A 22,483-nucleotide genomic window follows, 5' to 3' on the forward strand; every position below is an offset into this window, starting at 1 on the left:
TGTCATTGAATGACAGTCGTCGTCTTCAGGCGCGTTTGCGCATGGCCTCGGCATGGCGCCGCAACGTCGCGAGAAGTTCCTTACGCGCGCTCGAAGCGAAATGCGGCGTCAGACCGGCGATCGCGAGCGCGCCGCGCAGCTTGCCCTTCCGATCGAGTACGGGCACCGCGAGGCCCGCGACGCCCAGGACCACGTCGTCGACGGCATGCGCGTAACCTTGGCGCCGGATCGCGACGAGTTCGCGGCGCAATCGCGCGGGCGATTTCTCGCTGCGCGGCGTCAATCCGATCATCGGGCCGGCCAGCACGCGATCGATCTCGCTCTGCGATTGATGCGCCAGCAGCGTGCGCGGTGCCGCACCGCAGTTCAGCGGCATGCGCCCGCCGAGCGTCCACCAGCGTAGCAATACGATCGCGGCGCCTTCGGCGCGCGCAAAGCACAAGGCTTCGCCGTCGCGATAGACGCCGAAGAACGATGTGGCGCCGGTTTCCCGCGCGACGGCATCGACGGCCGCTTGCGCTTGGGCGCGCAGGTCATCGTATTCGACGACGCCACCCGCAAGCTCGAGCAGACCCAGATCGAGGCGATAGAGTTTCGTATGCGGATCGCGCGCGATCATGCCTTCGGCGGCGAGCGCTGCGAGCATGCGCCGCGTTGTGCCGAGATCGAGATGCGCACGTTCGGCGATCTCGGTGAGGCTGAGTTGGGGCGTACGCGGACCAAGGGCCCGGAGGATCGCGAGGATTCGGCTGACGGCGCGCATCGGTCGAGTATAGCGGTGTTGTCGTGACCGACAACCGAGGCGCCGACTTTATGATTTCGATCGTATCCGGAGCTACAGGAGCGACCTGTCAAGAAGGCCACGGCCGTCGTAGGGCTCGCGGACTTCAGAAAGTTTGATCAGCACCTTTACGGGCCTAAATCCGGAGGACTGAGCGTCCTTCGAAGTGAATTTTCGGTCAAAGCGCTAGCAGTACTGCCCTCGCCGAAGAACACGCTTTAACTTTTGGGACTAGCACCAGCGACCCGCTGTCTCTCAATCAGTGAGTCGTCGCCAAGGCAAGGGCAATCGATCCGTAAGCGTGAGACTCCGATGGACGGATAGCGTTCTTGTTAGTTTGTGCTTTGCGCATACAAGACAAACGCCTGAATGCCAATTGCCGACGAAAGTGAAATGGACGTTCCCATTTTTCTCAAGAAGGCTCAAAACGCCCTGATAATGTGGAAAACAACATTGATATAGAATGTTTTTATGCGGTCTGGGGGCGTGGGTTCGAATCCCGCCGCTCCGACCGCTATTCGAGAGAGACGAAGAAGCCCGCCCTGGGAAACCAGCGGCAGGCTTCGACGTTTTGGATCGCAAATCCGCGCGGCGAAACCGGCTTTCGCTGAAACGATGCCCGTTCAGCCGAGAGATTCAAGTACGCGTCGTGCCGCGATGCGTTGATCGCTGCTTGCACCTTCGGTGAACCGCGCGTCGATCGGCGCGAGAAGGGCGCGCGCGTCGTCGCGCCGATTTTGGCGCCGCCATAAATCCGCAAGCGACGTCGCGGCGCGCAGCTCCCAGCACGGCGCGCGCATTTCGCGTGCGCATCGTAGCGCCGTTTGATATGCCTTCTCCGCGAGAGCGACCGACGTTTCGCCGGGCGCAAGCAGTAATGTCTCTCCGCGCATGCGATGCAGCTCGGGCACGGCCAGGCCCTCGCCGGTCCGCGCGCAACGTTCGAGCGCCGCGTCGAGAATGCTCAAAGCCTCCATCGGCCTGCCGCTTTGGCCGAGGCCCAAGGCCTGCGCGAGGACCATATCGGTTTCGAAGAGCACGAAATTGGCCCGCCGTAACCGTTGGAGCGCGGATTCCAGCAGGGTCAACCCCGGCACGACACGGCCGCGCCGAATCATCGACTCGCCGGCGAACCAGTCGGCGTACGTGTTCCAAACGTCGAGCGAATGCGTTCGCGTCACCCGTTTCAACTTGTCGATATACTGCTCGACGCGTTCGAAATCGCCGTTCAACAGGGCGATAGCGCAAGCCGCGTCCGCCAAAATATACGCCAAGGTAAGGTCATGACGGGCTTCGGCGATCTGGGCGATGTTCGCCTCGACTTCGCGCATCGCCTGATCGACATGGCCTTGCATCCAAAGCACGCGCGCGAATGTGATGCGTGCGGCGGCGCGCTGATCGTATTGGTAGCGCACGGTGTGGGAACGATTCACCGGCGCGACGTAATGCGCCAGCATGCGCGAAATATTGGCGTGGGCCGTGTCGATTTGCCCCAGAAACAACTGCGCCCGCGCGCGCATTCGATCGGCGATGCCGATCTCGGCGGCATCGCCGTGTCGGGTCGCAAGCGCGCCGAATCGCTCGGCGAATTCGAGCGCCGCACGCGGTTCGCCGGCGTTCGCACGATCGGCCCATAGCGCCAACAACGCCCGGGCTTGATAATCCGTGTCGCCGAGCCGCTCCGCGAGGTCCAATGTCCGGCGCCAAGCGAGCGCGCCGGAGGGCTGACCGGCGATCGCGCGCATTTGCGGCCAGCCGAGGGCGCCAAATAGCTTCATCCGTCGACGTTCGTCGGCGCCCGGATGCGCGTCGAGATGGGTCAACGCGCGTTGGACGCGCGCGTGGCATTCGTCCAGTTGCACCTGCGCGAACCAGAATGGGATCGCCGCCACGGTGATGGCGACGCCCAATCCGGCGTCGCCTTCCGGCGAGAACGCCCAGTCGAGGGCCGCGCGAAGATTGTCGACATGTCCGGCATAGGCCGCGAGCCAATCGGGCGTTGGCATCGTCTCCCATTCCGATTCTGCGCGTTCGAAGACGGCTCGATATTGCTCGGCATGGCGCCGGCGCAATTCGCCCGCTTCGCCGGACTCGATCAATTTCTCCTGCGCGTAGACCCGCGTGGTTTCGAGCAGCCTGTAGCGCGCTTCTGTCTCTCCCAACTCCACCGAAAGCAGGGATTTCGCGACGAGATCCGCCAAGGCGTCGCTCAAAGCGCCTTCGCCGCCGGGGTGCCGCAGCACGGCGCAGGCGACGGGCACGGTAAACGCGCCGTTGAACACCGCCAGCCGGCGCAGCAAGTTTCGCGCGGAATCGCCGAGTATGCGGAAGCTCCAATCGAGCGTGGCGCGCAAGGTTTGGTGTCGCGGCAAGGCAGTTCGCCGGCCGCGCGCGAGGACGCGAAAGCAATCGTCGAGCGACGCCGCCAAGCGATTGATCCCGATCGTGTCGAGCTGTCCGGCGGCGAGCTCGATCGCCAGTGCGATTCCGTCGAGACGCCGGCAGATTTCCGCGACCGAAGGCGCGTCGCCATCCTCCAGCGAATAGCCGCCGAGACAGGCCGACGCGCGCTCGACGAATAGTTCGACGGACGCGTAGGCCATGGCGTCTTGCGCGCGCACGACGTCCGGTGGCGGCACGTCGAGTGGGCGCAATCGACGCACCCATTCGCCCGACGCGCGCAGCGGTTCGCGGCTCGTCGCCAAAATGACGAGCGATGGCACGCGCGCGAGCAACACTTCGGCGAGCCGCGCCGCGCCGTCGATGACATGTTCGCAGTTGTCGAGAACGAGAATCATATCGCGGCCGCGCAGACGCGCGACGAGATTCTCGGCGAGATTCTCCACACGGTCGGTGAGACCTAGCAAAGTCGCCAGCGCGCCGGGCACGGCGGCGGAGTCCGCGACGGCGGAGAGATCGACGAAGACGACGCCATCGGGCCGCGCGGCGCGTTCGGCCACCGCGACCGCAACCGTCGTCTTGCCGATGCCGCCGGGGCCGACGATCGTAATCAGGCGCTGGCGCGCCAGTTGGCCGCCGATCGCCGCGACGACGTCCTCCCGCCCGAAAACACGCGCGATCGGGACCGGCAGATTGCCGGCGACCGGCGCCGGCTCGGCGACCGTCGCCGTCCCGCCATCGTCGATCTGCGCGACGAAGCAATAGCCGCGACCGGGCACGTTGGCGATAAAACGGCTGCTGGCCTGATCGTCGCCAAGCGCCTTGCGCAATGCGCCGACATGCACGCGAAGATTGCCCTCGTCGACATGCAATCCCGGCCACGTCCGCGCGATCAGTTCGTCTTTCGCGACGACTTCGCCAGGCCGGGTAACCAGGGCGACCAGAAGGTCGAGCGCACGGCTTCCAAGCCTTACCGGGCGGCCGTCGCGCAACAGCAGGCGCCGCTCCGGCAAGAGCTGAAAATCTCCGAACGACAAGCTTTGCGACAACGTCCGTCCCCACGCAGACCGATAACCCAGGGTGCGGGCCGCAGATTAACAAGTTTAGGTAATGTTCCGGAGAGTTTTCGACACGCTACGCCGATTTACACCCCTTAACGAGCGTTCGGCGCGGTCCGCGCGCATTCTTTCCTCCGACGAAACCACATTTCCGGAGGACCAAAAAATGGGCAATCGCAGCGCGGATTTCATCGAACAGCCTCAGGTTTCGTCCGATGGCGCCGTCTCTCGTCGCGACGTTCTCGCGGGGGGTGTCGCCCTCTCGGCCCTCGGTCTTTCGGTCGCCCTGACCCCCATCTTGCCGGCCTCGGCCGGTGCAGCCACGCAAGGAGAGCAGATCATGAGCACCGTCACCGTCGCCGAAGGCGTCGAGATTTTCTACAAGGATTGGGGTCCGCGCGACGCCCAAGCCATCGTGTTCCATCACGGCTGGCCGCTGTCGGCCGACGATTGGGACAACCAGATGATGTACTTCCTGGGGCAAGGGTTCCGGGTGATCGCGCATGATCGCCGCGGCCATGGCCGGTCGACCCAGACCTGGACGGGCAACGAGATGGAAACCTACGCCGCCGATGTCGCGGCGATGACCGATAAGCTGGATCTGCGCGGTGCCATTCACGTCGGCCATTCGACCGGCGGCGGCGAAGTCGTGCGCTACGTCGCCCGCGCCAAACCCGGCCGCGTGTCAAAGGCGGTCATCATCGGCGCCGTGCCGCCGGTGATGGTCAAGTCGGCCAAGCTGCCGACCGGCATTCCGCTGGAGGTTTTCGACGGCTTCCGCGCCGCCTTGATCGCGAACCGCGCGCAGTTCTACTACGACGTGCCCGCCGGTCCGTTCTACGGCTACAACCGGCCCGGCGCCAAGATCTCGCAAGGCGTGATCGACAATTGGTGGCGGCAGGGAATGATGGGCGGCGCCAAGGCGCATTACGACTGCATCAAGGCCTTCTCGGAGACCGATTTCACGGAGGACCTGAAGGCGATCGACGTGCCGGTTCTGGTCATGCACGGCGACGACGACCAGATCGTGCCTTACCAGAACTCGGCGCCGCTGTCGGCCAAGCTGCTCAAGAAGGGCACGCTTAAGACCTACAAGGGCTTCGATCACGGGATGTGCGCGACGCATCCCGACGTGATCAACGCCGATCTGCTCGCGTTCTTCCGCGGCTGACGACGCAAGCGCCGGGTCCGGCAAGCGACCCGGCGCTTCTTTCTTCTCGCAATTTTCGAAAGACGGGAGTCCGCCATGAACGGATCAGACTTCGCGAAAGGAACCGCCGTCGTCACCGGCGCATCGTCCGGTATCGGCGCGATCTACGCCGATCGGCTGGCGCGTCGCGGCTACGATGTCGTGCTCGTCGCCCGCGACAAGGCGCGCCTCGAGGCGCTCGCCGAGCGATTGCAACGCGCACATGCCATCGCCGCGACGCCGTGGCGTGCGGACCTGGACGCGCCAGATGAAATCGACGCGCTCGCCGAAAGGCTACGCACCGATCGCGACATCGCAATGCTGGTGAATTGCGCCGGGCTCGGACCGTCCGGCAAAGTTCTCGACGTGGATCCTCGCGCGCTCGACCGTCTCGTCCGGCTCAACGTCGACGCCTTGCATACGCTGTCCGTCGTGGCCGCCGGATCCTTCGCGTCGCGTCGGCGCGGCGCCATCGTCAACATCGCGTCGGTCGTGGCGTTGATGCAGGAACGGTTCAACGCGAGCTATGTCGGCGCCAAGGCGTTCGTGCTCGGGTTTTCGCAAGCTCTGGCGGCCGAAGTCGAGCCGCAGGGCGTGCGTGTCCAAGCCGTTCTGCCGGGTTTCACCCGCACCGAGCTTTTCGGCCGTGCGGGCGTCGATATCGGCGTCATCCCGGTCTCGATGATGATGGACGCCGGCGAGATGGTCGACGCAGCACTCGCCGGGTTCGATCTCGGCGAGACGGTGACGATCCCGTCGCTCGACGCGCGCAATCTCTGGGACGAGCTCGAGCGCGCGCGTCAGGCTCTGACCCCGCATCTTTCCAAAGATCGCGCCGCCGCGCGCTACGGCGCGCATGCCCTCGAACGGGAGATCGCCCGATGAGAAAGCCGCCTTTGACCCACGCGGCCGGTGCGCCGGTCGCCGACAATCTGAATATCCGGACCTCGGGCAAGCGTGGCCCCGCCTTGCTCGAAGATGTCTGGCTGATCGAGAAGCTGGCGCATTTCGATCGCGAGGTCATTCCCGAAAGGCGGATGCATGCGAAGGGATCCGGCGCCTACGGAACGTTCACGGTAACGAACGACATCACGCGCTACACGCGCGCGAAAATTTTCGCGGCCGTGGGCAAGAAAACGCCGGTCTTCGTGCGCTTTTCCACCGTGGCGGGCGAGCGCGGGGCCGCCGACGCCGAGCGCGACATCCGCGGCTTCGCGGTGAAGTTCTATACCGAGGAAGGCAACTGGGACATCGTCGGCAACAACACGCCGGTGTTCTTCTTCCGCGATCCGCTGCGTTTCCCCGATCTGAACCACGCGGTTAAACGCGACCCGCGCACCGGAATGCGCAGCGCGCGCAATAACTGGGATTTCTGGACGCTGCTGCCCGAGGCGCTGCACCAAGTCACAATCGTTATGTCCGATCGCGGCATCCCGCGCAGCTATCGGCATATGCACGGCTTCGGCAGCCACACCTTCAGCATGGTGAACGAAGCCGGCGCTCGCGTCTGGGTCAAATTCCATTTCCGCAGCAAGCAAGGGATCGAGAATCTGACCGACGCCCAATCCGCCGCGGCGATCGGCAGCGACAGGGAGACGCATCAGCGCGATTTGTTCGAAAGCATCGAGGCGTGCGATTTTCCGCGCTGGACGCTGGCGATCCAGGTGATGAGCGAGGCCCAAGCGCGATCGCATCGTCACGATCCCTTCGATCTGACGAAGGTATGGCCGCACGCCGAGTTTCCGCTGATCGAAGTCGGCGAACTCGAGCTGAACCGGAATCCCGAGAACGTGTTCGCCGAGGTGGAACAGGCGGCTTTCTCGCCCGCGAATATCGTGCCGGGGATCGGTTTCTCGCCCGATCGGATGTTGCAAGCGCGGCTGTTTTCCTACGGCGACGCGCAGCGCTATCGCCTGGGGGTGAACTTCAACCAGATCCCGGTCAATGCGCCGAAATGCCCGTTCCATTCGTTCCATCGCGACGGGGCGATGCGCGTCGACGGCAATCTCGGCGCCACGACGCCGTATTTCCCGAACAGCAGCGACGAATGGTGCGACACGCCATCGGCCAAGGAACCCAAGCTCGCCCTCGACGGCTATGCCGATCATTACGATCATCGCGTCGCCGATGATCATTGGGAGCAGCCGGGAAATCTGTTCCGGTCGATGACGCCAACGCAGCGCCAGGCGCTTTTCGACAACACCGCGCGCTCGCTCGGCGGGGCAAGCAAGGATATCCAGCGCCGCCACATTGCGAACTGCACCGAGGCCGACCCCGAATACGGTGCAGGCGTCGCTAAGGCGTTGGGTATCGACGGATAACGCGACACCGCCGTTGTGTTGTGCCGTTTCGCGCCGAACACGCAATCAACTTCGTCAAACCCTCCTGAAAGAAAGGCATCACCATGTTGAAGAAGTTCCTCGTCCTCGCTGCCGCAGTCGCCGCGATCGCCATGCCCTTGAAAGCGGCGGACGCTCAAGGGCCCGCACGGCCGTCGCAATCCAGCGTTTTGCCGTCGGGCGGCGGTGCTGCATTGTTGGATCCGTCGGATGCCGTCTTCCTGCTGCTCGATCATCAGACGGGGCTGTTTCAAACCGTCAAGGACATCGGCATCGCCGAGTTGCGCGCGAACACGGCTTTGCTCGCCCGTATCGCGACATTGTTGAAGATCCCCGTCATCACGACGGCGTCGGAGCCCAATGGACCGAACGGTCCCTTGATGCCGGAGATTCATCAATTGGCGCCGCACGCCGTGTACGTCCCCCGAAAGGGCGAGGTCAACGCATGGGACAATGACGACTTCGTGAATGCCGTGCGCGCAACCGGCCGAAAGACGTTGATCATGGCCGGCGTTTGGACGAGCGTTTGCGTCATGTTCCCGGCGCTCGACGCGAAAGCGGCGGGCTTCAAAGTCTATACGGTGATGGACGCATCGGGCGATCCCAGCGAAATGGCATCGCGCATCACCCTCGCGCGGATCGCGCAAGCGGGCGTGATTCCGGTATCGGCGAACGCCGTCCTCTCGGAAATGCATCGCACCTGGAATCGTCCGGAAGCCGCCGAACTGGCGAAGCTTTACGGCTTGGCGGCGCCGAACTATGCCGCCGTCGCCGAAAGCTACGCCACCGCGCGCGAGGTCGAGAAGCGGTCGCGGTAGACCGACGTCTGTTGTGGCTTGCGGTGCTCCGCACTGAATTGACGCCGCTTGCCGCTACGGTCGCCGCCGATTGTCACAGGATGATCCACTATTCGGATCGACGACGTTCGGCGGCGATCCAATGCGAATAATCCAACAACGCATCACGCCTTTCGATATGGGCGAACTCATTTTCACAAAAGGCATACAAAATGCCTCGATCATTTGGAAACTAACATTGATATAGAATGATTTTATGCGGTCAGGGGGACTGGGTTCGCGGCGATGCCCCTCAGGATTCGAATCCCGCCGCGCCGACCATCACGATGAGAGACGAAGAAGCCCGCCCTGGGAGACCAGCGGCGGGCTTCGACGCTTTAGTAAGTCGCGCGGCCGCCCGATAGGTCGAACACGGCGCCGGTGGTGAAGCTGTTCTGCTTCGTGACGAGCCACACGATCATCTCGGCGGATTCGTCGATTTCCAGGAAGCGCCCGCGCGGGATCTTCGACAGCATGTAGTCGATATGCGTCTGCTGCATCTGGTCGAAAATGCGCGTACGCGCGGCGGCGGGCGTCACGCAGTTGACCGCGATATCCAGCCCGGCGAGTTCCTTGCCGAGCGACTTCGTCAGGCCGATCACGCCCGCTTTCGACGCCGAATAGGCCGAGGCGTTGGGATTGCCTTCCTTGCCCGCGATCGACGCGATATTGACGATGCGGCCGTATTTGCGCGCCTGCATGCCCGGCACGACCGCCTTGTTGACGTAGAACGTGCCGAGTAGATTGATCTGCACGATCTTGGCGAATTCCTCGACCGGATAATCGGCGACGGTGGCGTTCATGCCGGCGATGCCGGCCGAGTTGACGAGGATGTCAACGCCACCGAGCTGCTTCTCGGTCTCGGCAAGGGCCGCTTGGACCGAGCCCCAATCCGAAATATCGGCCTTCACCGCGATGGCACCGCCGCCGATCGCGGCGGCGTGTTCGCCGGCGAGCTTCGTATCGAGGTCCCACAGCGCGACTTTGGCGCCGTTCGCGGCGAGCAGCTTCGCCACGGCCCCGCCGATCCCCTGCGCGCCGCCCGTGACGATCGCAACCTTGCCGCCGACGTCATACTTGTTCATTCGTCATTTCCCCCGAATTTATAAGTTCAGCGCGCCTGAAGAAGGCGCTCCATTGCCGGTCCCAAAATGATGTCGATCGACGCGTCGAGCAGGCCGCAATGGCGGCGCACCATGTCGAGCGTCTGTTTGTAAGTCATGTGCCGGCGCGACACCGGCCAATCCGAGCCCCAGAGCAGGCGCCACGCGCCGAAATGCTCGTGCAGCACGCGCACGATGCCGGTGAGCCCTTGATAGGGATAATCCATATCGGGCGAAGCGACATTGCCGAAGCCCGAGATCTTGATATGTACGTTCGGGAACTGCGCCGTCGCGAGCACGAGTGCCATCGCGTTCTGCGTCGCCGCGCTGCGCGGCCCCAGATGGGCGAGGTGATGGCACAGAATATCGAGCTTCGGGAACGCTTCGGCCAACGCGGCGACGGCCGGCATTTGGGCGGGCATCACCGACAGGCTGGCGATTAGCTTGCGTGCCTGGGCTTCCGCGAAGAAACGCCGTCCCTCGGCCGAGGCGAGAAAAGTCCCGTCGTCGTCCTCGGCCGGATAATAGGTGAAGCCTTTCAGCGCGTGCTTCTCCGCCGCCGCCGCGAGGCGGTCGGCGGCGCCGGCGGTTCGATACTGCTTCGTCCAGCGGGAATCGATATCGAAGAACGGGACGAAGCGGCCGGGATGCGCGGACGCGACGCGCGCGACATAGCCGTTGGAATCCGGATTGTCGCCGATGGCCGCCGCGATCAGCACGGCTTTCGACACGCCGTTCTGATCCATCTCGAACAGCAATTGCTCGGCGCGCGCGCGGGTTTCGGAATCGGGCACCGGCGGTTGATAGGGCCAGCGTTCCCAAACATGGCAATGCGCGTCGACGATCATGCGCGCACCAGCGGCCGGATGCAGCGCACGAGGCGCCCGTCGTCGAGAGCCGCGAGCGGCGGCTCGGCCTTCGTGCATTCGGCCGTCGCATGCGGGCAACGCGGCGCGAAGGCGCAACCGGTCGCGGGAAAGCCCGTGCCCCGTTCTTCGGTATCGACGTCGTCGAGATTCCACGGCACGTCGGGATCGGGCGAGGGGATGGCGTCGATCAATGCGCGCGTATAGGGATGGCGCGGCGCACCGATCACGCTTTGCGTGTCGCCGCTTTCGACGATCGAACCCGCATAAAGCACGACGACCCGGTCGGCGACCTGATAGGCGGTCGTCAGATCGTGGGTGACGTAAACGAGGGAAATGCCGGCCTCATCCTTCAGCCGCAGTAACGTTTGCAGGATGGTCGAGCGCAACGAAGCGTCGACCATCGATACGGGCTCGTCCGCCAGAATGATATGCGGGTCGAGCAGCAAAGCGCGCGCGATCATGATGCGCTGACGCTGGCCGCCGGAAAGTTGATGCGGGTATTTTCCCAGCGTTTCGCCGGGGCGTAAGCCCACCGTTTCCAGCGCCTTCTCGATCTTCGCGCGCGCTTGGGCCGCGTCGCTCACGATGCCGAACACCGATAGCGGGGTGAACAGCGCGTGATCGATCTTGTAGAAGGGATTGAACGCTTCGAACGGATCCTGGAAAACGGCCTGGACTTCGCGCCGGAACGTTTTGCGCTGCTCGGCGTTCATATGCGCGACGTCGACGCCGCGATAGGAAACGCTGCCGGCGGTGGGCGAACGGAAGCCGAGCAGAAGATGCGTCAGCGTCGTCTTGCCGCTGCCGCTTTCGCCCACGACCGCGACGATGCCGGGCTTGTCGCCGCCGATGGCGAGCGACGCGTCCTTCAGCGCCGTTTTCGAATTGCGGCCGCCGAAGCCCGAATGGAACACGACGCTCGCGGCATTCGCTTCCAGGCGGCCGTCTTTACGCTGCGCGTTCATGCGGCCTCCGTGAAGTGGCAGGCGGCTTCGTGCGCGGCGCCGACTTCGCGCAAGGCGGGCGCTTCGATACGGCAGCGTTCTTGCGCCGCCGGGCAGCGCGTTTGGAACGGGCAGCCCGGCGGCCGGTCGGTCAAGGATGGCGGCACGCCGGGAATGCCCTGGAAAGCGCGCTTCTCGGTCAGCGACGGCAAGGCGCCGATCAGCATTTTCGTATAGGGATGTTTGGGGGCCGCGAAGACCGACCGGACCGGTCCGGTCTCGACCAAGCGACCCGCATACATCACGCCGATCCGATCGACGAAATGCGCCATCAGCGCCATATCGTGGCCGATCAGAATGATCGCCGCGCCGATTTCCTGCTGCACGCGGCCCAACGTCGCCAGAACCTGCTTCTGTACGACGACGTCGAGCGCGGAGGTCGGCTCGTCCGCCAGGATCACGGCGGGGGTCAGCGCGATCGCCAGCGCGATGCACACGCGCTGCTTCATCCCGCCCGACAATTCGTGGGGGAAGCGGTTGGCGACATGGGCCGGCAAGCCCACGCGCGCCAGCAGCTTGGCGATGCGCGCGGCGTCGGATTTCTGCGCGTGCGCCGCGAACAGATCGGCGAATTGCGCGCCGATGGTTAGCACGGGGTTGAGCGAGCTCATCGCCCCTTGCGGCACCAGCGACATGCGCGCGAAGCGCGTGCGGCGCAGCTCCTCGGTCGACAGCGCCAGTATGTCGCGTCCGTCGAGGCGCATGTGTTGCGCGGTGATCTCGCCCGGCGGGCGGATCATACGCATCAAGGCAAGCACGGTCGTCGATTTTCCCGAGCCGCTTTCGCCGACCAGACCGAAGCGTTCGCGCGGCATCAGATTGAAGCCGATGCTGTCCACCGCAAAGGCGGGGCCTTTGGGCGTGCGATAGCGGACCGAGAGATTCTCGATCTCGAGGATCGGCGCGCTCATAGCCCACCCAATCGCTTGTTGGCGACCCGGTCCATGCCGGCGGAGGTCAGCAGCAAGCCGACGAAGATCAACGCCAGCGCGAAGATCGGCGGGCCCCACCACCACCACATGCCGCGAATGATGGCGCCGTAGAACTGCGCCCAGAAGATCGTCATGCCGAGCGTGAGTTCGGTCTGGGGCCCGAGACCCAACGCTTCCAGCCCGATTGTCGCCAGCATCGCCTGGCCGACGGCGATCACGAAGCTCGCCGCGATATAGGGCAGAAGGTTGGGCAGAACTTCGATGAAGACGAGGCGCAAGCCGCCGAGCCCGCTGAGCCGCGCCACCTGCACATAGCCGCGTTCGCGTACCGACATCGTTTGCGCGCGGATCGCGCGTGCCGCCACCATCCACGACAGGCCTGCGACGATCACCGCCATCAGATCGACGGTCATCGAGCGCACATTGGCCGCGACGAGGACGAGGATCGCAACGCTGGGAATCGTCATCATCACGTCCGAAGCGGTGCGGATCGCCGCGTCGATCCAGCCGCCCATGAAGCCCGCGATCAGTCCCAGCGTCACGCCGACGGTGAGGCTGATGAGGCCGGCGACCAGACCGATCTTCAGCGTTTGCGGCGTGGCGAGCGCCATCACGGTGAAAACGTCGCGGCCTTGCGCGTCGGTGCCGAACCAATGCATCGCGGAAGGCGGGCGGCGCGGGGCGACCGCGCCGACTTGGGCGAGGGTTTGATCGACAAGCATCGGCATCAGCAACGCGGCCAGCGCCAGCAATCCCAGGATCGCGAGCCCGGCGGCGAGCGGCACGTTGCCGCGGAACAACTTGGCGAAGTCCGGCCCCATCGTCAGCTCCGCTTATTGGTGATCCGCGGATCGATCAGCGGATAGATAAGGTCGAGGATGAACATCGTCAGCGCGATCGACATCGACAGGATCAGCACGATCCCTTGGATCACGAAGAAATCTTTGCTCTGGATCGCCTGATAGAGCCGGTAGCCCATGCCCGGATAGGAGAAGATCACCTCGACCAGAATGGCGCCCGAGACGAGATGGCCGAGCGTGAGGGCGAGCTTGGTGAGTTGCGGCAGCAGCGCGTTGCGCACCGCGTACCAAAGGAAGATGCGCCGCTGGGAAAGACCCTTGGCTTCGGCGAGCATGATGTAATCCTCGCCCAGCACGGACACGATCATGCCGCGCATGCCGATCGCCCAGGCGCCGATCTGGGCGAGGATGATCGACAAGGCGGGCAATGTCGCGTGCCAAGCGATACCCAGGATCGTGGCGCCGTCGAAACCCGGCGTCATGTCGAACGGGAAACCGCCGCCGGCGGGGAAGATGCGATAGACGATCGCGCAGACGAACAACAGCACGACGCCGATCAAAAAGTACGGGATCGCCGACAGGACAAGGAACGGGGCGGCAAACCAGCCGATCCAACGCGGGGCGCGTGGCCAAGCGAGCATCCCGCCCATCAACGTGCCGACGGCGAAGCTGAGCAGCGTCGCCATGCCGAGCAAGCCCAGCGTCCAGGGCATCGCGGCGGCGATACTCTCGCCCACGCGCTCGGGATAGTTGGCCAGCGAGAAGCCCAAATCGAGGCGCAGTACCATGCCCCAATAGTCGAGGTATTGCCGCCACACCGGCTGATCCAGCCCGAACCGCGCGCGATAGCTTTCGACGATCGCCTTCACGTCGCCGATCGACCCGCTGGACGTCGAAATCAACTGGTTGAGCTGCTGCTCGACAGGATCGCCGGGGGTCAACCGGGGCAGGGCGAAATTGATCGACACCGCCAGCACGAAGACCAGCAGCGTGATCGAAAAACGCCGGATCACGTAGTCGAGATACATGAATCGAGCCTTGGCGGATGTTCGTCGGGGGTCAGACGCGCAGGCGGTCGAGCACGGCGTCGGTCAATTCCAGACCGAAACCGGGGGCGTCGTTGGGCACCAGCCAGCCGTTCTCGGGGACGCGCATGCCGGGGAACACGATCGTCTCGATCAGCGGAACGCCGGGGCCGCCGCCGACGAAATACTCGCCCCATTGGACGTTGGGCATCGCGAAGGAGAAATGCTGTCCGTAGGGCGTATTCATGCCCGCGTGCAGGATCACAGGAATGCCGGCGGCTTCGGCCAGATGCGCGATGCGCATGCAGCCGGTGAAGCCGCAAGCCCAAGCGATGTCGGGCTGGAAAATATCGGCGACACGTTTGGCGGCGGCGTAGGCGAAAGTCTGCGGCACGTACCAATGCTCGCCGGTCGCCAGCGTCTGCCAGGGCAGGCGCGCGCGCAACGCTTCATGGGACAGCAGATCTTCCGGCGTCAGGCAATCTTCGATCCATTTGAGGCCGTAGGGCCGCAGCCTTTCGGCCATGCGCACGCCGAATTCGACGTCGTAGGCCATCCAGCAATCGAGCATCAACTCGACGTCGCGGCCGATCTGCTCGCGCGTCTTGGCGACGAGGTCCTCGTTACGGTTGATCGCGTCCAGACCGTCGGCCACGCCATAAGGGCAGGCGAGTTTGGTCGCCTTGAATCCGAGTTCCATATGCCAATCGGTATCGTTACCGGTGGCGTAGCAGAATTGCCGCTCGCGCGCCGGACCGCCGGCGAGTTCGTAGACGGGCACGTCGAGGATCTTGCCTTTGAGATCCCACAAGGCGAGATCGACAGCGCTGATCGCATAGGAAGCGATACCGGCGGCGCTGTAGGGCGAGGCCGCGCGCATCATCATGTCCCACAGCCGGTCGATGGCGAAGGCGTTCTCGCCGATCAGCAGCGGGGCGAGGTGATCGTTGATGATATCGATGACCGGCTGACCGTAGCGCGACACGCCGAAGCCCCAGCTGCCGTCGGATGCGCGCACGATGCACGCGACGGACGGAAAATTCGGGCGCCACAGCGTGCGCATGCGCTTGAAGCGCGGATAGCGGGACATCGGCCCGGCGACTTCCTGGTCCTTGGTCCAGGGCGCGCGGCGCGCTTTGGTCGGCGTGCGGTTGAAGCTCTCCATATAGGTCGCGCCCACCATCTCGTTCTTGATGGTGAAGGCTTTAATTTCGACGATCGTCGGATGCTTGGGCATGGGGCTGACCGGGGAGAGCGGGAAAGGGAGAGGGAGGGAAGCGGGGATGCCGTCGCCGGCACCCCCGCTCCGTTACGCAACGCGCAGGGTCGTCAGCGCGTCGGGCGCAGGCGATGGATTACCAGCGCGAAGCCTTCCCATGGCGGGAATGGCGCCACGTACGGCTCCTTCGCGTTGGGCCAGCCGGTCCAGTAGGTGTAGTTGAACGCCAGCGTATGGAACTCCTCGGCCAGCGTGATTTCCGGAATGTCGCGCATATAGATCGCCGTCGCTTGGCGCACCAGCTCGACATAGGCCGGATCGTTGGACGACGGCTTCATCGCCTCCAGCTTGTCGATGATCGCGTCGTATTCCGGGTTCTCGTAGCGCGTGGGCGCGCGCTGATCGCGGACCTTCTCGCCCGGCTTGGCGGAATACTTCGTGTGGAAGTGTTCCAGCGTCTGCCAGGGATCGTAAAGGCTGCCGCAATGCGTGCCGTGCGACAGGTCGAAATTGCCGACCGTCGTGGCTTCCGACAAAGCGGTGCGCTGCTGGGCGTTGTTGACGACATCGAACCCGGCGTTGCGCAGCTGCTGGGTCAGCACCGGGCCTTGCGGATCGCCCTGCACGGTCGACAGCGCGATCTGCCAAGCCGAACCGTCGGGCTTGGCCCAGAAGCCGTTGGCGCCCTTCTTGTAGCCGCGCGAGGTCATCAGCTTGGCGACTTCGGCGAGATCGAGGCGATCGATGCGGTCGGCGTCGAGCATGTCCTTGAGCTTGGGCAAATAAGACGTGAGCCCCTGGAACGACGACATCGGCAGCGACGCGGGCAGGACCGAGCCTTCCAGCGCCAGATCGATCAACTGCTTGCGGTCGATCGAGAAGTTCAACGCGCGGCGGATCGCCACGTCGTTGAAAGGCGCCTTCTGCGTATTGATACGGATGGCGAAAGTGCAACCGTCCGCACCGCCCCAGATCGGCCCGTTCTCGTTCCAAGCGCGCAATCCGCGGTTCTGGTTGCGGATCGCCTCGAACGTGCCGGGTTGGATCGAACGGCCCATATCGACCTGACCGCTGGCATAAAGCTGCGGCATCGCCTGTTCGGTCGCGGGGATATAGATGACGCGCTGAACCTGCGGCATCTCCTTCGCCACGCCGCGCTGTACGGCCCACCAGCTGTCGCGGCGGTCGTAGAACAGGGAGTTCGCGTCGCTCTTCACCAGCTTGTAGGGCCCCGTGCCGACCGGCCAACCTTTGGGGAGGTCGAAATTGGCGAAGGTCTTCGGATCCTGGCCTTCCCAAATATGCTTGGGCACCACGACGAAGCGGCCGGCTTGGCCGGTGGCGAGATAATCCTGCGCCCAGCGCGGACCGGGCTTGTTAAGCTTCACGACGACCGTCAGCGGATCGGTGGCCGCCGCCGACGCGACCCATTCCTTGATCGCCGAGGATTGGACCAGATCGGGCGCCGACGCGATCAGCATGTTGAAGGTGAAGACGACGTCGTCGGCGGTGAACGGCTTCCCGTCGCTCCACGTGGCGCCTTCGCGCAGCTTAATCGTCACTTCGCGGTTGTCGGCACTTTGCGTCCAGCCGGTCGCGAGCCAGGGCACGATCTCGTTGGCGACGTGGTTGGTGTAGAACAGCTGTTCGTACACCGTGTAATGCAGGCTGTTGCGCTGATGCAGCAGCACGCCGGCATAGGGGTTGAAGTTCGTTGTCGCCGGAACCTGGTTGTAGAAATCCCAGCCTTGCGTGATGAGCGTGCGGTTGCGCGGTACGTCGGGCACGCTCTGCGCCGCGGCGGTTCCCGCCGCCAGCGCCAGAACGGCGGCGGCGGTCATCCGCCAGCGCGCGCGCGTCTTTCTTAGGTCGAGCATCGGTCTCCTCCCGGGAGAGCGGACCGGGCGTTATCACGGCACCATTGCCATGACCGCCGGCCGGTTATAGAATGGTTCATATCTGTGAACCATAGTTCAGAAAGAATATGGCAATGCCGCCCAAGGGTCAAGGTGCCGCCGCATCCGACAAGCCGGTCAAATCGGCCGATCGCGTTTTCGATTTGATCGAAGCGATCGGGGGCACGCGCGACGGAATGACATTTCCCGATCTGCAAACGGCGTTGGGCATTCCGAAAAGCAGTTTGTTCGCGTTGCTCGAATCGGCCGCGTCGCGCGGCTATCTCGAACTCGACGATGCCAGCCGGCGCTGGCGCCTGGGCATGCGGGTGTGGGAGGCGGGGCAGGCCTATGCGCGCCAGCACGAATTGCTGCGCCACGCCGAATCGGTGATGCGCGACGTGGTGGCGGGGATCAACGAAACGATCCAGCTCGCGCGTCTCGACGGCAACGAGAACGTCTATATCGCCAAGGTCGACAGCACGCATCCGTTGCGCCTGCAATCCGATGTCGGCGGGCGGCTCATGGCGCACGCGACCGGACTGGGCAAAACGCTGCTCGCCGAATTGCCGGACGCGGAGGTGAAAGCGTTGTTCGCCGAATCCGGTCTGCCGCGCATGACCGAAAATACGCTGACCAGTTTCAAGGCGCTGCTGGGCGAACTGGCCGCCACGCGCGCGCGCGGCTTCGGCATCGACAACGCGGAATATACGCATGGCGTGTTCTGCGTCGCCGGGCCCATTCGCACGGGTGCCGGGCCCGCGCAATTGGCGCTCAGTATTTCCGTGCCGACCTTGCGTGCTTCGGTCGATGGTTTGGCGGCGGCGTTGGCCGCACTCGCCAAAGCCTGCGTCGAGATCGGCACGCGGGCGGGCGGGCCGGCTCCCGATCCCAAGCTCGCGCGCTTGACGAATCCGGCGGCGGCGCGGGCGGCGATCGAAGATCTGCATCATTGCAAGCGCTACAAACTTCCCTTCGCGTTGGCCTGAGCCACCAGCCGGAATTGCCGCGACAAGGTTTCGCGATAGGGGAAGTCGCCTTCCATCTCCAGCACGTCGGCCATGTGGACGCGCCAGCGTGCCATCACCGCTTCGCCTTCGGGCGTGGGGCCTTGGCCGCGCTTGCGGATCTGATGCGCGAACAACAACCGCGTGGGCGCGTGCAACCAAATCTCGTAATGCAGAATGCCCGCCGCCAGCAGGGCGGTTTTCATTTCCGGCCAAAGCGCGTCGTGGCGGCGCAGATATTCGGCTTCCTTGCCTTCGCGTACGCGCAGGGCGAAGCCGAAGGTCTCGAGTTCCGAATCGTCGGCGGCGATCAGCGCGGTCATCGCGGCGCCTCCGCCCGGCCGATCGACTTGGGTTTGCCGCCATCGGCCGCCGAAGCGAGCAACGAAGCGATCACGCCGGTCGCCGTCGCGCCGGTTTCGCCGGGCGAACGGTTGAGCGACGCGTCGCCGCCCAAAGCCAGATCGACCAAAGCCTCGACGGGCCCGCGCCCGTGATAGATCCATTCGCCGTCGGCGATGGAAAGCTTGCGCACCGTGCCGTCGTCGCGGCGGATCTCGCACCAATCGCGATCGAACTCGGCGGTCAGCATGCCTTCGCGCCCCGCCAGGAAGATGCGCATCAAGCCGCGATTGCCTTGCGGCATCGCGGCGGCCCCCGACAGACTGCCGACCGCACCACCCTTGAACTTCACGCTGCCCGATACGGCGAGATCAACCACTTCGCGCCCGAAAGCGTGGGCGGAGACTTCTTCCGGCACCAAGCCGGTCAGCCACAGCAACAGCGGCACGGCGTGCGACATCTGCCCCCAGGCGAAGCCGCCGCCCTTGGCGGGGTCCTGCCAAGTCGCGCGCTCGGGCCGGAAGAAGGTCGTCTGCCAGCTGTTCAAACCGCGATCGCCGTGGAACACGTCGCGCGTCGCGGAGATGAAACTCACCATCGCGTGTTCGATCGGGCCGATCATGCCGTCGGCGATCATTTTGCGCAGCTCGGGCAGATGCGGCAGATATTGATAGCCGTTGACGATCAGCAGTTGCACGCCGCGTTTGCGCGCGCGATCGACCAGATCCCAGGCTTGCGCGGGATCGAGGGTCATCGGCTTTTCGCACAGCACATGCGCGCCGATCTCGATCGCCGCACTGGCGTGCTCGTAATGCAGATGATGCGGCGAGGAAACGACAACGATCTCCGGCGTGCGCGCCAGCACGTCGCGATAATCCTCCGATGCGAAGGCGAAGCCGAAATGATCGCGCACGCGCGCGAGTTCTTCGGCGCCCAGCCGCGATACGCCGTCAAGGATGACTTCCGGCCGCGCTTTGAGCGTGGGGATATGGTTCTGCGCCCCGTACCAGCCGGCGCCGATGACCGAGGCGCGGATTTTCTTCGTCGTCATGCGTGTTTCTTTCGTTTCAGGATTTCGCGATGCGCGGCGGCAGGAATTCCGGCGACTCCGCCGTTGAGAAGACGGGGATGAAATCGGGTTCCAGCGACCGCGCCACGAAGCTCGTGAGTTGCGATTCGAGATCCGCGCGAACCGCTGCGTGGGCGGGATCTGCGGCGAGGTTGCGCCGCTCGTGCGGATCGGCGCGCCAATCGGCGAGGAAGATATCCTTCTCGCCCGGCGGAACCGTGCCACCGTCGATGCGGATATTCATGTCGAGGCGCCAGCGATCGGTGCGGATGCAGCCGCGGCGCGGCCAGCCGGCACCGCTGCGCCATATACCTTTGTTCGACGCGGCCGAGGCGCGCGAGGTTTTCGCGCCGCTGCCGACACTCGCGAAAATCGCCTCGGGCGCGGGATCGCTGAACAAGGCGCGGCCGCGAAAGCCGTCGAACGGCGTTACGCCGGCGAGATGGCAGAGCGTGCGCGCGAGATCCATGCTCTGCGCAATGTCGTCGCGCACGGCCCCTTCGGGCACGTGGCCGGGCCACGATACGATCCGCGGTACACGTTGCGATTGGGGGGCGAAGACGATCTTGCTGAGCAAGCCGTTCTCGCCCAACGACGCGCCGTGATCGGCATCGAGCACGACGATCGTGTTCTCGCGCAACCCCATCATATCGAGCTTGGCGAGGACCATCCCGATCTGCACGTCGAGCCAGGCGACGAGCGCGTGGTAATCGGCCTGGGCGCGGCGCATTTGTTCGTGCGTCAGTTCGCGGCCGCCGACCATCGCGGCGAAAGCGTCGTCGAACGCGCTTTGATCGGCGCGCGGAATGTCATGGCCGGGATAATCCTCGGCGCGAAACATCTTGCGGAAGCGCGCGGGCGGCAGGACGGGCGTGTGCGGCTGCAGATATGAGACGCGCAGCAGGAATGGCTGATCGCCCGCCGCGTCGAGCCAGTCGATCGCGTTGATCGTCACGGCTTCGGGCGGGAAGAACGCGCGATCCGGGAACACGCCGCCGACGGGCGAGGGAATCCCTTGAGGGACAATCGGCGCGCGCCCGGCGGGATCGGTGTCGAGCCCGAAGCCGTGCATGCTCGCACCGTCGTGGTTTTCGGCCTGCCAGGGCTTGTAGTCCTTCGGCACATGGCTTTTGCCCAGCGTGGCCGTGCGCCAGCCATGGCGCGCGAAGAATTCGGGAAACGTGTCGAGCCGCACGGGGAGGGGGAAGGACGCCCAAGCGCCCTCGTTGCCGTGCACGCCGTTTTCCTGCGGCGGCGTGGCGGTCAGAATCGATGTGCGCGACGAAACGCAAACGGTCGAGTTGCAGAAATGATTTCGGAACAGCGTGCCCGCGGCGGCGAGGCGGTCGATATTCGGCGTATGCGTGGGGCCAAGTCCGCCGCCATAGCAGCCCAGCGCGTCGGCGCGCAGTTCGTCGGCGAAGATCCACAGAATATTGGGCCGATCGCCAAGGCGCCGCGCCATCGTTTCTCCCGCCATAGTTCGTATATATGAACCGAAGTTCGGATCGTGGCGAGGCGGCGATGTTCTGTCAAGATGCGGGCCGATCTTGACACGCGTCCGATCGCCACGCTACGGTTGCGGAACTGAAGTTCATATATATGAACCAAAAACGGTAGGCGCCGGATGCCGGCGCCGCCACGATCCGGGGGTAGCGCGCGATGACATCGATCCGCAGCATTGTTTCCGTTTTCGCCGTCGCGATGGCGCTTGCCGCGCCCGCGAATGCGCAGAATTTTCCGGCCAAGCCGATCCAGGTCGTCGTGCCGGCGGGGCCGGGCTCGGCGACCGATACGGTCGCGCGCTTGGTGCTGAAGAAGATCGAGGAGCAGGGCGCGTTCTCGCGGCCCTTCGTCGTCATCAACAATTCGGCCGGACCGGTCGCGGCGACGCGCGTCAAGGAAGCCGCCCCCGACGGACATGAGTTGCTCGTCTATCACCTGGGTCTGCCGGGCTTGAAGGCCGTCGGCCGTTTGCCGTTCGGCGTCGAGGCGTTCGAGGCACTGGGCCAGACCGGCAGCACGCGCTTCCTGGTCGTCGCGGCGACGGAAGGCCCCTACAAGGATCTGCGCTCGTTGATCGCGGCGGCGAAAGCCAAGCCCGGCGAGATCACCGAAGCCAATTCGATCGGCGGCGCGGTGCATATCGCGGCGCTGTCGCTCGCCAACGACGCCGGGTTCAAGGCGCGCGTGGTCAATGTCGGCGACGGTCCCAAGCGTCTCGCCTCCGTCCTCGGCGGTCATACGGGCTACACCTTCGTCAGCCCGCAGGAATATCTCGGCTTCCAGGGGACCGGCGTGAAGGCGATCGCCGTTGTTGGCGCCGATCGCAGCCGTCTGTGGCCCGACGTGCCGACGACCAAGGAACTCGGCCTCGCGACCGATATCTCGGTCGATACATGGTGGTTCGCGCCCAAGGGCACGCCCGCCGACATCGTCAAGCGCTTCTCCGACGCGATCGGCAAGGCGATGACCGACGACGCGCTGAAGGAAGCGCTCGCCAAGCAAGGCGTCGATGCCGTGCATCTCGATGCCGGTCGCGCCAAGGCGCGCGTCGAACAGATCGACCGGATCGTTCAGCCGCTCGGACCCGCTTTGGGCGGCTGACGCGGGAA

Annotated in this window: 19 protein-coding genes; 6 read left to right on the top strand and 13 right to left on the bottom strand. The window is 64.6% G+C overall.

From position 1 onward, the window contains the following. Positions 1–25 precede the first annotated feature (25 nt). Positions 26–763, bottom strand: coding sequence for an IclR family transcriptional regulator (locus J0H39_17465; protein MBN9498543.1), 738 nt, complete (start codon positions 761–763; stop codon positions 26–28). A 641-nt stretch (positions 764–1,404) separates the two neighbouring features. Next, complete coding sequence (locus tag J0H39_17470; protein ID MBN9498544.1) at positions 1,405–4,194, bottom strand: winged helix-turn-helix domain-containing protein; 2,790 nt, start codon at positions 4,192–4,194, stop codon at positions 1,405–1,407. Positions 4,195–4,579: 385 nt separating this feature from the next. Between J0H39_17470 and J0H39_17475 the strand changes: the two genes are divergently transcribed. The 4 genes from J0H39_17475 to J0H39_17490 all read left to right on the top strand — a co-directional run bounded on the left by J0H39_17475 (position 4,580) and on the right by J0H39_17490 (position 8,585). After that, positions 4,580–5,410 (top strand): alpha/beta hydrolase, encoded by an 831-nt coding sequence (locus J0H39_17475; protein ID MBN9498545.1) that lies wholly within the window; start codon positions 4,580–4,582, stop codon positions 5,408–5,410. Positions 5,411–5,485: 75 nt separating this feature from the next. Beyond that, positions 5,486–6,313, top strand: a complete 828-nt coding sequence (locus J0H39_17480) for an SDR family oxidoreductase (GenBank protein ID MBN9498546.1) — start codon at positions 5,486–5,488, stop codon at positions 6,311–6,313. Then, positions 6,310–7,749, top strand: a complete 1,440-nt coding sequence (locus tag J0H39_17485) for a catalase (protein ID MBN9498547.1) — start codon at positions 6,310–6,312, stop codon at positions 7,747–7,749. Before J0H39_17480 ends, J0H39_17485 begins: the two co-directional genes overlap by 4 nt. Positions 7,750–7,880: 131 nt before the next feature. After that, complete coding sequence (locus J0H39_17490) at positions 7,881–8,585, top strand: isochorismatase family protein (protein ID MBN9498548.1); 705 nt, start codon at positions 7,881–7,883, stop codon at positions 8,583–8,585. Positions 8,586–8,941: 356 nt separating this feature from the next. On the opposite strand, the gene J0H39_17495 is transcribed toward J0H39_17490, so the two are convergent. From J0H39_17495 to J0H39_17530, 8 genes are all read right to left on the bottom strand, one after another. Beyond that, complete coding sequence (locus tag J0H39_17495) at positions 8,942–9,688, bottom strand: SDR family oxidoreductase (protein ID MBN9498549.1); 747 nt, start codon at positions 9,686–9,688, stop codon at positions 8,942–8,944. A gap of 26 nt (positions 9,689–9,714) precedes the next feature. Continuing rightward, positions 9,715–10,554, bottom strand: a complete 840-nt coding sequence (locus J0H39_17500) for an amidohydrolase family protein (GenBank protein ID MBN9498550.1) — start codon at positions 10,552–10,554, stop codon at positions 9,715–9,717. After that, positions 10,551–11,540, bottom strand: coding sequence for an ABC transporter ATP-binding protein (locus J0H39_17505; protein MBN9498551.1), 990 nt, complete (start codon positions 11,538–11,540; stop codon positions 10,551–10,553). Before J0H39_17505 ends, J0H39_17500 begins: the two co-directional genes overlap by 4 nt. Continuing rightward, on the bottom strand, positions 11,537–12,490 hold the full coding sequence (locus J0H39_17510) for an ABC transporter ATP-binding protein (GenBank protein MBN9498552.1): 954 nt from the start codon (positions 12,488–12,490) through the stop codon (positions 11,537–11,539). The genes J0H39_17505 and J0H39_17510 overlap by 4 nt, the downstream gene beginning before the upstream one ends. Beyond that, a complete protein-coding gene (locus J0H39_17515) occupies positions 12,487–13,332 on the bottom strand; it encodes an ABC transporter permease (protein ID MBN9498553.1) in 846 nt (281 codons plus the stop codon). Before J0H39_17515 ends, J0H39_17510 begins: the two co-directional genes overlap by 4 nt. 2 nt (positions 13,333–13,334) lie before the next feature. Continuing rightward, positions 13,335–14,339 (bottom strand): ABC transporter permease, encoded by a 1,005-nt coding sequence (locus J0H39_17520; protein ID MBN9498554.1) that lies wholly within the window; start codon positions 14,337–14,339, stop codon positions 13,335–13,337. A gap of 31 nt (positions 14,340–14,370) precedes the next feature. Next, positions 14,371–15,573, bottom strand: a complete 1,203-nt coding sequence (locus tag J0H39_17525) for a hypothetical protein (protein ID MBN9498555.1) — start codon at positions 15,571–15,573, stop codon at positions 14,371–14,373. Between the two features lie 92 nt (positions 15,574–15,665). Further along, entirely contained in the window at positions 15,666–17,432 is a 1,767-nt protein-coding gene (locus tag J0H39_17530; GenBank protein MBN9498556.1) for an ABC transporter substrate-binding protein, read from the bottom strand. A 113-nt stretch (positions 17,433–17,545) separates the two neighbouring features. Between J0H39_17530 and J0H39_17535 the strand changes: the two genes are divergently transcribed. Further along, entirely contained in the window at positions 17,546–18,439 is an 894-nt protein-coding gene (locus tag J0H39_17535; GenBank protein MBN9498557.1) for an IclR family transcriptional regulator, read from the top strand. Here the strand turns inward: J0H39_17535 and J0H39_17540 are convergent. The 3 genes from J0H39_17540 to J0H39_17550 are packed head-to-tail and all read right to left on the bottom strand — an operon-like array spanning position 18,412 to position 21,333. Then, positions 18,412–18,780 carry an L-rhamnose mutarotase gene (locus J0H39_17540; protein ID MBN9498558.1) on the bottom strand — a complete coding sequence of 123 codons (369 nt, stop codon included), beginning with the start codon at positions 18,778–18,780 and terminating at the stop codon, positions 18,412–18,414. The two genes, J0H39_17535 and J0H39_17540, sit on opposite strands and share 28 nt — an antisense overlap. After that, entirely contained in the window at positions 18,777–19,850 is a 1,074-nt protein-coding gene (locus J0H39_17545; protein ID MBN9498559.1) for a Gfo/Idh/MocA family oxidoreductase, read from the bottom strand. The genes J0H39_17540 and J0H39_17545 overlap by 4 nt, the downstream gene beginning before the upstream one ends. A 16-nt stretch (positions 19,851–19,866) precedes the next feature. Further along, positions 19,867–21,333 (bottom strand): sulfatase-like hydrolase/transferase, encoded by a 1,467-nt coding sequence (locus J0H39_17550; GenBank protein ID MBN9498560.1) that lies wholly within the window; start codon positions 21,331–21,333, stop codon positions 19,867–19,869. A gap of 197 nt (positions 21,334–21,530) precedes the next feature. Between J0H39_17550 and J0H39_17555 the strand changes: the two genes are divergently transcribed. After that, complete coding sequence (locus tag J0H39_17555) at positions 21,531–22,475, top strand: tripartite tricarboxylate transporter substrate binding protein (GenBank protein MBN9498561.1); 945 nt, start codon at positions 21,531–21,533, stop codon at positions 22,473–22,475. Positions 22,476–22,483 lie beyond the last annotated feature (8 nt).

It is taken from the genome of Alphaproteobacteria bacterium (assembly GCA_017308135.1).
Classification (GTDB): Bacteria; Pseudomonadota; Alphaproteobacteria; order CACIAM-22H2; family CACIAM-22H2; genus Tagaea.